We start from the raw sequence: 13,451 nt of genomic DNA on the forward strand, positions 1-13,451 counted from the left end.
CCGCCTCAGCGCCGCTCCCCAGCTCGTGCATTCCAGCGAGACGCGATCGAGCATGACTTTAGAGGAGTTCTGTGATATACGCATGATTTGCGTAGAAAGAGCGGTCCGATGAGAGGCTGGCTGCCGCCGGTATCCATCTGCTCCGCATATACCCGTCGCTCGCTGTTACCGTCCTCCGCGCGCTCCCGCGTGCCGGCGGGTCGGGATGGCTGCGGCTTCATTCGCGGAAGGCTTTGCCCATGAATGCCTCTTCTCCTGACGCATCCGAGACCCTGATGCAGGAGGACGATACCGCTCCCGAAAAGCCGGTGAAGCCGGTGCCGGCCGGCAAGCCGGAGACCTTCGCCGAGGGCGACTACGTGGTGTATCCGACGCATGGCGTCGGCAAGGTGGAGCGCATCGCGGTGGAAGAGATCGCGGGCCACAAGCTCGAACTCATCCACATCACCTTCGAAGAGAACCGCATGACCCTGCGGGTTCCGGTGGCCAAGGCGCGCACTGCGGGCCTCCGCAAGCTGGCCACCCGCAAGCTGTTCGACGACGCGCTGGCCGTCCTCCGTGGCCGCGCGCGGGTGAAGCGCACCATGTGGTCGCGCCGCGCCCAGGAGTATGAGGCGAAGATCAATTCGGGCGATCCGCTGGCCATCGCCGAGGTGGTGCGGGACCTGCACCGCAATTCCGGGCAGCCCGACCAGAGCTTCAGCGAGCGGCAGATCTACGAGGCGGCGATGGACCGGCTGGCCGCCGAACTCGCCGCCCTCGACAAGACGGACAAGGCGACGGCCGCTACCAAGCTGAACGACTTCCTCAAGACGCTCTGATCCCTCACGAGGGTACATAAAAAGGGCGGGAGACCGTGAGGTCTCCCGCCCTTTTTGCGTCCGTCCGGGTGCCGCCTCCGGAGAGGCAGCACTCCAACACGGATCAGTTGCTGTTCCGGTTGCCCATGATCTGAAGCATCATCAGGAAGAGGTTGATGAAGTTCAGGTAGAGCGCCAGAGCGTCGTAGACGGAGCGCTTGGCGGACATCTCGCCGTCATAGCCGTAGCCATACTGGATGTAGTCGGCCTTGATACGCTGCGTGTCGTAGGCGGTGAGGCCGGTGAAAACCAGCACGCCGACGATGCTGATGCCGAGCTGCAGGGCGCTCGAGGCGACGAAGATGTTCACGAGCGAGGCGATGATGATGCCGAAGAGGCCCATCATCATGAAGCTGCCCATGCCCGTCAGGTCACGCTTCGTCGCATAGCCCCAGGCGCTGGTGGCGGCGAAGGTCGCGGCGCAGATGAAGAACACTTCCACGATCGAGGTCTGGGTGAAGACCAGGAAGATGTTGGTGAGGCTCGCGCCCATCACGGCCGCGAAGACCCAGAATAACGTCTGTGCGGCGGTGCGAGACAGGCGGTTCACGCCGAAGCTCAGCACCATGACGAAGGCGAGAGGCGCGAACATCAGCAGATAGGCCAGCCCCGAGGGGCGATGAACCAGGAAGCCCTGGGCGTTCTGCACCGTCGGGTACAGGTAGTTCATCGCGTCCGTATGGGCGATGCCATAGGCGACGATGCCGGTCAGCAACAGGCCGGAGGCCATCCAGTTGAAGACCCGCAGCATGTAGGCGCGCAGTCCGGCATCGAGAACCGTCGCCTGTGCGGCAACGGAGCCGCCGCGGTAGGTTCGGAAATCGGGACCAAAAGCCATTGTGGAAAAATCCTTATAAAACCGTGGAACACGGCATGGCTTATTCTGGCGTGTTCGATGCTGCGATCAAGCTAAATCCACTATACATTTTCGCAACAAATGGGGCCGCCACGGCATCCGTCGCCGCGGCTGGGCGCCGGTCCCGTCCCGTGTGGAGGCTATAATGGACCCGCGCCGCGCCCGATCACAGTCGCGCCCGTCAGCCCGTCGCGTTGGCTTTGAAACGGGCGAGTTGGTGGTGCATGGCATCCAGCAGCGGCTGGATCTGGCCGCCATGCTGCGAGATCACCCCTGCATAGTCGTTGCGCTCGGTAATGCGCAGGCTGGTGCCCTCGGCGATGATGTCGACGATCTTCGGCTGGCCACCCACGGCCTGGACCACCCACTGCACATTGGTCGGCGGCTTGCCGGGAACCAGCACGGTGGTGTCGACGACGGTGCCGACATCGCGCTGCGCGGCGTCACCCACCTTCAGCTGCGCCCCCTCGAAAGTGCTCGCCTGCGCCGTCACGGCATAGACCAGGAGCTGACGGAAGGTTTCCATGTAGTCCTGCTGCTGGGCCGGCGTCGCGATGCGCCAGTAGCGGCCGAGCACAAAGCGGGCCACGCCGTCGACGTCGACGCTCGCGAAGACGAGCTGCCGCAGCTGCGCCTGCTTCGCGCCGTCGCTGGCCGAGGAATTGATGACGTCGAGCAGCTTGCCGCCGGTATTGGCGATCAGCGTCCGTGCGGCCGACGCCTCGTCTGCCCGGGCAACGGAGGCAAGCCCGAGGGAGCCCGCCAGAGGCAGGGCCACCGCCAGGGCGGTCATCACAGAGCGGCGTCGCATCAGCATATTCGTCTCCGAGTCCTTCAGGTCGCAAGGGCAGTCCAAGGTTTGCCTCCTAGGGCGCCGCGGCAGGCGCCGGCGCTGCCGGCTGACGCGGATACCAGTCCGGCGGGGTCGCCCGATGATCGTCCCGCACCGCCTGGATGGCCGCTTCGCGGTGCTGGCGGTACAGGCTGCGGAAGGTGGCATAGGGGTCGAGCGCCATGCGCTTCACTTCGTCGATAGGCTTCAGCAAATCAGCGCGGGTATTGACGATGCTGACCGCGGTCCGCGAATAGCCGAGTGCCGTGACGGCGGCACCCTGGCCGATCCAGAAGAAGGGATCGGAAACGATACCCACGCCAAAGCCTGCCGCATCACGCGGATCGGACGGGCCGAGCACCGGCAGATAGAGGAAGGGTCCGCTGCCCACGCCCCAGATCGCGAGCGTGATGCCGAAATCCGCCTCATGAGACGGATAGCCCAGGCCGGTTGCCACGTCGAAGATGCCGCCGAGGCCCACCGTCGAGTTCACGACGAAGCGCACAAGGCTATCACCCGCGCGGCGCGACTTGGCTTCGAGGATGTCGTTGATGAAGATGACGGGGGTGTGGAGGTTCGACAGGAAGTCGCCGACGTGGTTGCGGACGGTGCGCGGCACGACGTCCTTATACCCTTCGGCAACCGGCTTCATGATGTAGGTATCGAGCGTATTGTTGAACGCATAGAGCTTGCGGTTCATCGGCTCGAGCGGATCGTCATTCTGCTTGTAGGCGGCGAGCGCGTCGGGGTCTGACGCCGGCGGCTTCGTGGCGCACCCCGCGAGGCCGGTCAGCATGACAGCCGCCAGAGTGGCCGCGGCCCAGATCCTTGATTTCACGCGGAGGTCCCCTTGATGACAGCAGTGGCACGGTTCGGACAATTGTCCATCAAACGAGACCTAAGCCAAAATCGTCCAGACGCAAAACACCCTTCTCCATCCACACGCCGTATAAGACATACAGTTTCCTGCATGCACCGCCGGGCACCCTGCCACGGCATAGGCTTGCATCCCCCGGAAGTTGCTGCCACGGAGAAAGGCCGCAGACCCGCCCGACGAGCCCGAACATGAACCTTCCTCTCTCCCCCCGTCCCCTGCCCGGCGCCGAACCCGTGCTGGAACGCTGGATGAGCGGCCCGCGCTTTGGCGGCCTGCCTCTGCCTGAGGGTGGCAGCCCGGCCCCCGCCCTCTCCTTCGAGTTCTTTCCGCCGAAGACGGAAGCCCTCGAATTGCAGCTCTGGGCCTGCATCCGCCGGCTGGAAACGCTCGCCCCGCGTTTCGTCTCGGTGACTTATGGCGCAGGCGGCAGCACGCGAGAGCGTACGCACGCAACTGTGATCCGCATCGTCAAGGAAACCAGCCTGATCCCGGCGGCACACCTCACCTGCATGGGGGCCGATCGCGGCGAGATCGACGAGATCGCGGCCCGCTACTGGGAAGGTGGGGTGCGCCACATCGTGGCTCTGCGCGGCGACCTGCCGCCGGGCGTCGAAGATGTCGGGGCTAATGGATATCAGAGCGCCCTCGAACTGGTCGAGGGCCTGCGCCGGGTCGCCGATTTCGAGATCAGCGTTGCTGCCTATCCGGAGATTCATCCGAAGGCCGCTTCCCCCCAGGCGGATCTGGACAACCTCAAGCGCAAGCTCGATGCCGGGGCGACCCGCGCCATCACCCAGGCTTTCTTCGACAGCGATACCTATCTCCGCTTCCTCGATCGCTGCCTCGCCGCCGGCATCACCGCACCGATCGTCCCCGGCATCCTGCCCGTCACCAATTTCGCGCAGGCGCGGAAGTTCGCCGACCTCACCGGCACCGTCATCCCTGACTGGATGGCCCGCATGTTCGAAGGGCTGGACGAGGACCCCGAGACACGACGCATGGTCTCCCTCGTCATCGCCGCCGAGCAGGTGCGGCTGCTGCAGGCCAACGGGGTGGACGAATTCCATTTCTACACGCTGAACCGCCCGGATCTGACCTATGCCATCGCGCATATTCTGGGCGTGCGGCCGCAGCCGGCGGCGGAGGTCGGCGCCGCGTGACGGACTATCTCGACCGGCTGAACGCCGAGCAGCGGGCGGCGGTTGAGGCTCTGGACGGACCGCTGCTGGTGCTGGCGGGTGCCGGCACCGGCAAGACCCGCGTGCTGACCACCCGCTTCGCCCATATCCTGATGGCCGGGCGGGCGCGCCCCGGCCAGGTCCTCTCCGTCACCTTCACGAACAAGGCGGCGCGCGAGATGCAGGAACGCGTGGGGGCCATCCTCGGCCGGCCTGTCGAAGGCCTGTGGCTCGGCACCTTCCACGCCCTCTGCGCCCGCATGCTGCGCCGCCACGCGGGCCTCGTCGGCCTCGAATCGAACTTCACGATCCTCGACACGGACGACCAGCTCCGGCTGCTCAAGCAGCTGATGCAGGCCGATGGGATCGACATCAAGCGCTGGCAGCCGCAGGGGCTGATGGCCGTCATCCAGCGCTGGAAGGATCGCGGCCTCACGCCCGACCGCATCACCGCGGCCGAGAACAGCGACTATGCTGCCGGCCGCGCGCAGGAATTCTATGCCGCCTATCAGGCGCGGCTGCGCGCGCTGAATGCCGCCGATTTTGGCGACCTGCTGCTGCACGTGACCGAAATCCTGCGCACCCAGCCGGATGTGCTGGCCCAGTATCACCGCATGTTCCGCTACATCCTGGTGGACGAATATCAGGACACCAACCTCGTGCAGTATCTCTGGCTGCGGCTGCTCGCCCAGTCCCACCAGAACATCTGCTGCGTCGGCGACGACGACCAGTCGATCTATTCCTGGCGCGGGGCAGAGGTGGAAAACATCCTGCGCTTCGAGAAGGATTTCCCCGGCGCCCGCATCGTCCGGCTGGAGGCGAATTACCGCTCCACCAAGCAGATTCTGGGCGCCGCCTCCACGCTCATCGCCCATAACGAAGGCCGGCTCGGGAAGACGCTGCGCCCCGGCCGCAATGATGCGTCGGGCGAAAAGGTCGAGGTCGTCGGGCTCTGGGATTCCGACGAGGAGGCCCGCATGATCGGCGGGCGGATCGAGACGCTGCGGCGGGACGGCCACCACCTCGCCGAGATGGCGATCCTCGTGCGTGCCGGTTTCCAGACCCGCGCCTTTGAAGAACGTCTCATCACCATCGGCGTGCCCTATCGCATCGTCGGTGGCCAGCGCTTCTACGAGCGACAAGAAATCCGCGACGCCATCGCCTATCTCCGGCTCATCCAGCAGCCAGCAGACGATCTCGCCTTCGAGCGCATCGTCAACCTGCCGCGCCGCGGCGTGGGCGACGTCGCGCTCCGCAACCTACATCTGCATGCCCGCACCCATGGCGTGCCGCTGATGGCGGCCGCCGCCCGCATGATCCAAACCGGCGAAATTCGCGGCCGCGTGCGCGAAAGCCTTGGTGAGCTGCTGCATCAGTTCGAGTCCTGGCGCGGCGTGCTCAATCAGGAAGGCCATGTCGTCGCCGCCGCGACCCTGCTGGACGAAAGCGGCTACACCGCCATGTGGAAGGCCGACAAATCACCCGACGCGCCGGGCCGGCTCGACAACCTCAAGGAACTCGTCCGGGCGCTCGCCGATTTCGAGACGCTGGCGGCCTTCCTCGACCACGTCGCGCTCGTCATGGAAAACGAGGAAAGCGGAGAGACAGACCGGGTCAGCCTGATGACGCTGCACGGCGCCAAGGGACTGGAGTTCGACACGGTCTTCCTGCCCGGCTGGGAGGAAGGGCTGTTCCCCAGCCAGCGTTCGATGGACGAAAGCGGCCTCAAGGGGCTCGAGGAAGAACGGCGCCTCGCCTATGTCGGCATTACCCGCGCCCGCCGCCGGGCCATCATCAGCCATGCCGCCAATCGCCGCATCTATGCGAACTGGCAGTCGAGCGTGCCGAGCCGCTTTGTCGAGGAACTGCCCGCCGAGCACGTCGAGCACACGGGCAATGCCCGCGCCGAACGGCAGCAGCGCCTGAACGCGCCACCCGTCTTCGGCGGCGCCTTTCCGCTGACCGCCAGCCGCCCACGGCAGGCGCCAGGTGCGTGGGAGCAGCCAGCCCGCACCCCGCGCACCAGCGCCATTCCCGTCGGCACCCGCGTCTTCCACCAGAAATTCGGCTACGGCACGGTGACTGCGGTCGACGAGAACCGGCTCGACGTCAATTTTGAAAAGAGCGGCGAAAAGCGCGTGCTCGACACCTTCGTGGAACCTGCCTGATGGCCCGCCGTGCAACGCCGCTCGAAACCGTCTCCCTCCTAGTGCCGGAGGAGGCGCTGCCCTTCTACGAACAAGCGCTCCTCTCCGTCTGCCCGACCGTCGGCTTCTTTCGGGACGAGGATGAAGGCCCTTGGCGTCTCGAGGCGGTGAAGCCGATCGGCGAGCGGGATGCGGAACTCGAGATGGCGCTGATGCTGGCAGGCGCGCTGTCGGGCATCGAGGTCGCCGTCGAGCACACGCCAACCGAAGCCGAGGGCTGGCTTGCCCGCAATCTCGAGCAATTCCCCGAGCAGCTGATCGGCCGGCATTTTGCCGTCCGCGGCACGCATGAAACCGCGCCGCCGCTGCGCGGCCGCCACACCCTGACCGTCGATGCCGGCCTCGCCTTCGGCAGCGGCGAGCACGGCTCCACCCGCGGCTGCCTGCGGGCGCTGGAAGCCATCGCCCATACCCGGCCGCGCCATATCCTCGATCTCGGCACGGGCTCCGGTATTCTCGCCATGGCCGCCGCCAAGCTGCTCAAGCGCCCGGTGATCGCGACCGACATCGACCCCTGGTCGGTCCGCGTCACGCAGCAGAACGCGGCGCTGAACGGTGTCTCCGCCCTCATCCGGCCGGCGCTCGCGGATGGCTGGAAGGGCCGAGCCACCCGGGCCGGCGCGCCCTACGACCTCGTCTTCGCCAATATCTTGGCGCGGCCGCTCTGTTCCATGGCCTATCCGCTCTCGCAACATCTGGCGCCAGGCGGCCACGCCATCCTCGCCGGCCTGCTCGCGACACAGGAACGCATGGTGCTCGCGGCCCATCGGCGCCAGGGCCTCGTCCTCGAACGGCGTTTCCCGGAAGGGCAATGGACCGCGCTGCTGCTCCGCAAGCCATGAGCGCGCTCGCGCATCATCATCGCTACACCTATTCTGCCATCACTGCGCGACCGGAGTACGACTGGCCGGACGGTCGCCGGCTCGCCGTCTATCTCGGCCTCAACCTGGAGCATTTCGCTTTCGGCGAAGGCCTCGGCGCGGAACTCGCGCCCGGTGGCCCGCAGCCGGACGTGCTGAATTACGCTTGGCGGGACTACGGCAACCGCGTCGGCGTCTGGCGCATGCTGCAGCTTTTCCAGGGGCTGTCCCTGCCCGCCACCGTTCTGCTCAACAGCGCGATCTACGACTACTGCCCCGAGGTCGTCGCCGCCTTCCGCGCGCGCGGCGACGAGATTGCGGGGCACGGGCACAGCAATGCCGAACGGCAGAGCACGCTCTCGGAAGCGGAGGAGGTCCGGCTGATCGCGGAGACGACCGAGGCGATCCGCCGCCATGAGGGACAGGCCCCTGCCGGCTGGCTCAGCCCCTGGATTGCCGAAAGCCGCGTGACGCCCGATCTTTTGGCCGAAGCCGGCTATCACTACACGCTGAACTGGTGCCATGACGATCAGCCGACCTGGCTCGCGACCCGCAGCGGCCGGCCCTTGCTCGCCGTCCCCTACCCGCAGGAGGTGAACGACATTCCGGCCATCGTCGCGCGGCGGATGAGTGCGGCGGACTTCGCCGACATGATCGTGGATCAGTTCGACGAGATGCTGGAACAGTCGGTGGAGCAGCCCCTCGTCATGGGCATCGCCCTGCACCCGTATATCGTGGGTCAACCGTATCGGCTGCGTCATCTGCGCCGTGCGCTGGCCCATGTCGCGCATCCGCGGGACCGGGTGTGGCTGTGCCGCGCCGGAGACATCGCCCGCGTGGCGGCGCAGACCCTTCCGCGACCGGATGCGCGTTAGCCGGCGGCCCGGCCATAGAAAAAGGGCAGGTCCTGGTCAGACCTGCCCTTTCAAGCCCGCCGACGCTCGGTCATTACCGGGCGTCGCGACGGGTCGCGAAGATCGAGCGGATTTCGCTGCGGTTCAGGCCGATATCGGCGAGTTCGCGATCGCTCAGGCGGTCGAGTTCGTTGATGACGGCGCTGCGGCGGCCGAGATCACGCACCCACTGGCCCATACGGGCGACAGGCGCGCCGAGGCGGGTGAAGCGGCCACCCAGACCACGGGTCGCAGGCGCCGCGGAAGACGTGTTGATGAAGGCGTTCATCGGAATATGTCCTTAATGCGACGGCCACTTTTCCATCTGGGCCGTTCGCTGGTGCGGCGTATACCAATGCTGCGCTGCAAGATGCTGCGGCAAGAAGATCAAGCTGACATGCGCAGCAAGCATGATCATCTTTAGTTTATGATCCAGACACATATCTTTCACGGAAGTTCCACCATGCTGCCATCTACCGACCGCCTTGCCGCCCTGCGCGCCGCCTTTCCGAGCTTCGGCATCGACGGTTTTCTGGTGCCGCGGTCGGACGAGCATCTCGGCGAATATGTGCCGGCGGGGGCCGAAAGGCTGGCCTGGCTCACCGGTTTCACCGGCAGCGCGGGTCTGGCCGTCGTGCTCGCCGAGCGGGCCGCAGTCTTCGTCGATGGCCGCTACGTCTTGCAGGTGCGGCAGGAGGTGGACGGCAGCGCCTGGGAATACCGCCACCTGATCGAGGAGCCGCCGGCCACTTGGCTGAAGGAGGCGGCACCTGCTGGCGCCCGCATCGGCTACGATCCCCTGCTGATGCCGCAGGATGCGCTGGACCGCCTAGTGCAGGCCGCGCCGGGCCTCACCTTCCTGCCGCTGGAGCGGAACCCGGTCGACAGCATCTGGGCCGATCAGCCGCCGGCGCCCATCGGCGCCGTCACGATCTATCCGGATGAGCGCGCCGGGCGAAACACTGCCGAAAAGCGCGCTGAGATCGCAGCCATCTTGCAAGCGGCCGGCGAGGATGCCGCCATCATCACCGACCCGCCGTCGGTGAATTGGCTGCTCAACATCCGCGGCGCGGACGTGCCCTTCGCGCCCATCGCCCTCGGCTTTCTGATCCTGAAGGCGGATGGCACGGCCAGCCTTCTCATGGCGCCCGAGAAACTGTCCGAGTCGGTGCGGGCGCATCTCGGCAATGCCGTATCGGTGGCGCCGCGGGAGGCGCTCGCCGCGGGACTCGATGCGCTCAGCGGTCTCAAGGTGCGGGTCGATCCCGCCGCCTCGCCCGTCTGGTTCGCGCAGCGCCTGCGTGCGGCCGGCGCCACCGTGGTGCCGGGACCCGACCCGATCGCCCTGCCCAAGGCTCGCAAGAATGCCGTGGAACAAGAGGGCGTGCGGCGCGCCCATGCGCGGGATGCGGTCGCCCTCTGCCGTTTCCTGCACTGGCTGTCGGTGAACGGGAAGACCGGCGCGGAGACCGAGCTCTCGGCCGCCGAGGCGCTGCTGGCCTTCCGCAGGGCAGCGCCGGAATTCCGCGAGGAAAGCTTCCCCGCGATCTCGGGTGCCGGGGAAAACGGCGCCATCATCCATTATCGTGTCTCGCCGGAGAGCAATCGCACCCTCAAGGCCAACGAGGTCTATCTCATCGATTCGGGCGCGCAATACGAAGACGGCACCACTGACGTGACGCGCACGGTCTGGACCGGGCCGGAGGCAGCCCCGTCCACCGTGAAAGAACGCTTCACCCGCGTACTGCAGGGTCATATCGCCATCGCGACCTTGCGCTTCCCCGAAGGCGTCGCCGGCGCTCATCTCGACAGCTTCGCCCGTGCCGCCCTGTGGCGCGCCGGGCTCGACTACGACCACGGCACCGGCCACGGCGTCGGCGCCTATCTCTCGGTGCATGAGGGGCCGGTCAGCCTCTCCCGCGCCGCCAAGCCCATCCCGCTCGCGGCCGGTATGCTGCTGTCCAACGAACCGGGCTACTACCTGCCGGGCGCTTACGGTATTCGGCTCGAAAACCTGCTCTTCGTGCAGCCCGCCGCGGCTCAGGCTGACGGCGTGAAGCCTTTTTTGGAGTTCGAGACCATCACCTGGGCCCCTTTCGACCGTGCTCTGATCGACACGGCGCTTCTCTCGCCTGCCGAACGGCAGTGGCTGGACGCGTATCACGCCGAAGTGCTGCGGCGCGTCGGCCCGCAGCTGGACGGGCCGGCCGCCGCCTGGCTCACCGTCGCCTGCGCGCCCCTGTAACCTCTCTTGCCCACCATTCTGCAGGTTCTGCCTGCGCTCGACAGCGGCGGCGTCGAGCGTGGGACCATCGAAATGGTCGAAGCGATCGTCCGCCAAGGCTGGACGGCGCTGGTCGCGAGCCAGGGCGGTCGCCTCGTCGCGGCCGTCGAGCGAGCGGGCGGCCGTCATGTCACCCTGCCGCTCAAGACGAAGACGCCCTGGGGGATCTGGCGCAATGCCGCACGCCTCGCGGAGGTGATCCGAGAGGAGCGGGTCGATCTCGTCCATGCCCGCTCGCGCGCGCCTGCCTGGTCGGTCCTCGCCGCCTGCCGGCGCACCGGCATTCCCTTCGTCACCACCTATCACGGCGCCTATTCCGACGGCGGACGGGGAAAGCGCTTCTACAACAGCGTGATGGTGCGTGGCGCCCGGGTGATTGCGGCCAGCGGGTTCATCGCCGATCTCGTCCGCGCCCAGCACGGCGTGCGGGACGAGAAGCTGCGCCTCATCCCCCGCGGCATCGACCCCACGGTCTTCGACCCTACGGCTGCTCTCGGCCTTCGCGTCGGCAGGCTGGCCCAGGCCTGGGGCCTCCCGGAAGGCGCGCAGGTCGTGCTGCTGCCGGCAAGGATCTCGCGATGGAAAGGCCAGAGCGTGCTGATCGAGGCACTGAGCCGACTGCAGCGCCCGAACCTCTTCGCGGTCTTCGTGGGCTCCGACCAGGGGCGCCACGCCTATGTGCGGGAGCTGCTGGATCTGGCTGCGGCGCGCGGCGTCACGGCTCAAGTGAAATTCGCGGGCCACGTTACCGACATGCCGGCCGCCCTGATGCTGGCGGACGTCGTCGTCAGCGCCTCGACCGAACCGGAGGCCTTCGGGCGGGCGGTGATCGAGGCGCAGGCGATGGCGCGCGTGGTGATCGCGGCCGCCCATGGCGGAGCCGCCGAGACGGTGACGGATCAGGAAACCGGCCTGCTGGTGCCGCCGGGCGACGTCGAGGCGCTCGCCGGCATGATCGCCGCCGTTCTGGACGCGCCGGCCGAGGCGCGGGAGGCGATGGGCGCGCGGGCCCGCGCCTCGGTCCTCGCCCATTATACGGTCGGCGCCATGCAGGCGGCGACGATCGCGGTCTATGAGGAGGTGCTGGGTCAACCTCAAACCTGAGGCTGCACGCGGTCCGTCCTCGCCTGTTCCAAGGATCCCCGAGTTTCGATCCGGAAGACCCAGGTGACCAAGGCCCCGAGCAGGGAGGACAGGATCAGGAGGATCAGCAGCATCTGCGTGCCGATGTCCTTAAGCAGATAGGGAAAGAGGAAAGCCGTGAGCACCGCGCCGATCTTGGCGACCGACGCTGCGAAGCCCGCGCCATAGCCGCGGATGTGGGTCGGAAACACTTCCCCCGCGAGAAGATAGGTCTGCGCGTTCGGCCCCATGTTGGTCATGAAGTTGAACAGCATGAAGCCTGTGAAAAGCGCGACGATCTGGGCGCCGCCCGACAGGCTTTCGGACAGGGCGGCGAGCGCCAGACCCAGTGCGCAGCCGATGAAACCGATGATCTGCAGGCGGATGCGCCCGGCCCGCTCCACCATGAGGATGGCCGCCAAGATGCCTAGGATGAGCAGCAGGTCCAGCATCGCCGTGCCCTTGGCGGAGAGTTCCACCCGATGCACGAGGCTCGCCACATCCTCCCCCGGGGCGGCATCCCCCAGCGTCTTCGCCAGGATGACCGGGGTGAAGATGCCGATGCCGTAGGTCGACAGATCCTGCAGAAACCAGGGAACGGAGGCGAGGACCGTAGCGCGCCGCAGGGCGGGTGACCGGAAGAGCGCGGCAATGCCGCCCTTCGGCACGCGATGGCTCCCCGCTGCCGGCTCGTGATGCGGATTGATCAGCTCGACCACCTTCGGATACTGCGGCACGCGGTGCAGCAGCGCCATGGTGGCGACCGTCGCCTCGTGCATCCGTCCACGGGTGACCAGCCAATGGGCGCTGTCGCAGATGAAGAACCGGCCGATCACGACAAGCAGCGCGGGAAGAATGGCCATCGCGAACATGTAGCGCCAGGCATCGATCCCCGGATGAAAGGAGAGGATGAGCACGCCGAGCAGCGCGCCGCAGATGGCGCCCACGGCCTGAAAGGCGAAGGCCCCGAGAATGAGGCTGCCGCGCCCGCGGCTCGGCACCGCTTCGGCAATGACCACATGGGCGGTCGGATAGTCGCAACCGAGGGCCAGACCGATCCCGAAAAGGCAGATCGCGAGGCTCGAAAAGTTTGGCGCCAGGGTCAGCGCCACCAGGAAGACGACGAAGAGGATCATTTCGGCGATGAACATCGTCTTGCGGCCGAAGACGTCGGCCAGGCCGCCCAGCACCGTCGCGCCGACGAGGATGCCGAAGAGGGTTGCCGAAGAGACGATGCTGTTCTCGGTGGCCCCGAGCCCAAAGCTCTGGTCGATCAGCGGCAGGGCGACGCCGGTCATGAAAACGACCAGCCCCTCGAAGAACTTGCCGGCGATCGCGAGCGACCAGATGCGCCGCTGCATCCCGGTCATGGGCAGGGATTCGACCTGCGTACCGTCCGCCCAGACGGGAATCTCGTCGATGTATTCCTGAACGGTCCTACCCGCCGGACGTGGGGACGGCGCGATGGTGTCTCTCATCTCG

General features: G+C 66.8%; 12 protein-coding genes. 7 read left to right on the forward strand and 5 right to left on the reverse strand.

All coding sequences use genetic code 11. The features are described from left to right. Positions 1 to 239: 239 nt before the first annotated feature. Positions 240 to 821, forward strand: a complete 582-nt coding sequence (locus tag ACYQ6W_RS07385) for a CarD family transcriptional regulator (RefSeq protein WP_459674510.1) — start codon at positions 240 to 242, stop codon at positions 819 to 821. A gap of 103 nt (positions 822 to 924) precedes the next feature. On the opposite strand, the gene ACYQ6W_RS07390 is transcribed toward ACYQ6W_RS07385, so the two are convergent. The 3 genes from ACYQ6W_RS07390 to ACYQ6W_RS07400 form a co-directional block, all read right to left on the reverse strand. Next, complete coding sequence (locus ACYQ6W_RS07390) at positions 925 to 1,698, reverse strand: Bax inhibitor-1/YccA family protein (protein ID WP_459674511.1); 774 nt, start codon at positions 1,696 to 1,698, stop codon at positions 925 to 927. A gap of 199 nt (positions 1,699 to 1,897) precedes the next feature. After that, positions 1,898 to 2,527 (reverse strand): MlaC/ttg2D family ABC transporter substrate-binding protein, encoded by a 630-nt coding sequence (locus ACYQ6W_RS07395; RefSeq protein WP_459674513.1) that lies wholly within the window; start codon positions 2,525 to 2,527, stop codon positions 1,898 to 1,900. 55 nt (positions 2,528 to 2,582) lie between these two features. Then, complete coding sequence (locus tag ACYQ6W_RS07400; protein WP_459674514.1) at positions 2,583 to 3,386, reverse strand: MlaA family lipoprotein; 804 nt, start codon at positions 3,384 to 3,386, stop codon at positions 2,583 to 2,585. A gap of 227 nt (positions 3,387 to 3,613) precedes the next feature. On the opposite strand from ACYQ6W_RS07400, the gene metF reads away from it, so the two are divergent. From metF to ACYQ6W_RS07420, 4 genes are read left to right on the forward strand one after another with little or no spacing between them, the layout of a single operon-like run. Then, positions 3,614 to 4,585 carry a methylenetetrahydrofolate reductase gene (metF, locus tag ACYQ6W_RS07405; protein ID WP_459674515.1) on the forward strand — a complete coding sequence of 324 codons (972 nt, stop codon included), beginning with the start codon at positions 3,614 to 3,616 and terminating at the stop codon, positions 4,583 to 4,585. Then, the gene (locus ACYQ6W_RS07410) at positions 4,582 to 6,771 is read left to right on the forward strand and encodes an ATP-dependent helicase (protein WP_459674516.1); all 2,190 of its coding nucleotides are present in this window, start codon (positions 4,582 to 4,584) and stop codon (positions 6,769 to 6,771) included. Before metF ends, ACYQ6W_RS07410 begins: the two co-directional genes overlap by 4 nt. After that, positions 6,771 to 7,652, forward strand: coding sequence for a 50S ribosomal protein L11 methyltransferase (locus ACYQ6W_RS07415; protein ID WP_459674518.1), 882 nt, complete (start codon positions 6,771 to 6,773; stop codon positions 7,650 to 7,652). Before ACYQ6W_RS07410 ends, ACYQ6W_RS07415 begins: the two co-directional genes overlap by 1 nt. Then, positions 7,622 to 8,545 carry a polysaccharide deacetylase family protein gene (locus ACYQ6W_RS07420; protein WP_459674520.1) on the forward strand — a complete coding sequence of 308 codons (924 nt, stop codon included), beginning with the start codon at positions 7,622 to 7,624 and terminating at the stop codon, positions 8,543 to 8,545. The genes ACYQ6W_RS07415 and ACYQ6W_RS07420 overlap by 31 nt, the downstream gene beginning before the upstream one ends. A 73-nt stretch (positions 8,546 to 8,618) precedes the next feature. Here the strand turns inward: ACYQ6W_RS07420 and ACYQ6W_RS07425 are convergent, their stop codons facing one another. Next, a complete protein-coding gene (locus ACYQ6W_RS07425; RefSeq protein ID WP_459674521.1) occupies positions 8,619 to 8,852 on the reverse strand; it encodes a DUF1127 domain-containing protein in 234 nt (77 codons plus the stop codon). A 174-nt stretch (positions 8,853 to 9,026) separates the two neighbouring features. On the opposite strand from ACYQ6W_RS07425, the gene ACYQ6W_RS07430 reads away from it, so the two are divergent. Continuing rightward, positions 9,027 to 10,808 (forward strand): aminopeptidase P family protein, encoded by a 1,782-nt coding sequence (locus ACYQ6W_RS07430; protein WP_459674522.1) that lies wholly within the window; start codon positions 9,027 to 9,029, stop codon positions 10,806 to 10,808. Positions 10,809 to 10,814: 6 nt separating this feature from the next. Next, positions 10,815 to 11,951, forward strand: coding sequence for a glycosyltransferase family 4 protein (locus ACYQ6W_RS07435; RefSeq protein WP_459674523.1), 1,137 nt, complete (start codon positions 10,815 to 10,817; stop codon positions 11,949 to 11,951). Here ACYQ6W_RS07435 and ACYQ6W_RS07440 read toward each other — a convergent pair. Continuing rightward, positions 11,942 to 13,447: an MFS transporter gene (locus tag ACYQ6W_RS07440; protein WP_459674524.1), complete on the reverse strand. Its 1,506-nt coding sequence runs from the start codon at positions 13,445 to 13,447 to the stop codon at positions 11,942 to 11,944. The genes ACYQ6W_RS07435 and ACYQ6W_RS07440 overlap by 10 nt on opposite strands. Positions 13,448 to 13,451 lie beyond the last annotated feature (4 nt).

The organism is Acidisoma sp. 7E03 (assembly GCF_054665075.1).

Bases quoted from the DNA above. Each gene is read 5' to 3' on its own strand.
- metF (WP_459674515.1), top strand. From the start codon at position 3,614: ATGAACCTTCCTCTCTCCCCCCGTCCCCTGCCCGGCGCCGAACCCGTG.
- ACYQ6W_RS07425 (WP_459674521.1), bottom strand. From the start codon at position 8,852: ATGAACGCCTTCATCAACACGTCTTCCGCGGCGCCTGCGACCCGTGGT.
- ACYQ6W_RS07420 (WP_459674520.1), top strand. From the start codon at position 7,622: ATGGACCGCGCTGCTGCTCCGCAAGCCATGAGCGCGCTCGCGCATCAT.
- ACYQ6W_RS07385 (WP_459674510.1), top strand. From the start codon at position 240: ATGAATGCCTCTTCTCCTGACGCATCCGAGACCCTGATGCAGGAGGAC.
- ACYQ6W_RS07440 (WP_459674524.1), bottom strand. From the start codon at position 13,447: ATGAGAGACACCATCGCGCCGTCCCCACGTCCGGCGGGTAGGACCGTT.
- ACYQ6W_RS07415 (WP_459674518.1), top strand. From the start codon at position 6,771: ATGGCCCGCCGTGCAACGCCGCTCGAAACCGTCTCCCTCCTAGTGCCG.
- ACYQ6W_RS07430 (WP_459674522.1), top strand. From the start codon at position 9,027: ATGCTGCCATCTACCGACCGCCTTGCCGCCCTGCGCGCCGCCTTTCCG.
- ACYQ6W_RS07390 (WP_459674511.1), bottom strand. From the start codon at position 1,698: ATGGCTTTTGGTCCCGATTTCCGAACCTACCGCGGCGGCTCCGTTGCC.
- ACYQ6W_RS07395 (WP_459674513.1), bottom strand. From the start codon at position 2,527: ATGCGACGCCGCTCTGTGATGACCGCCCTGGCGGTGGCCCTGCCTCTG.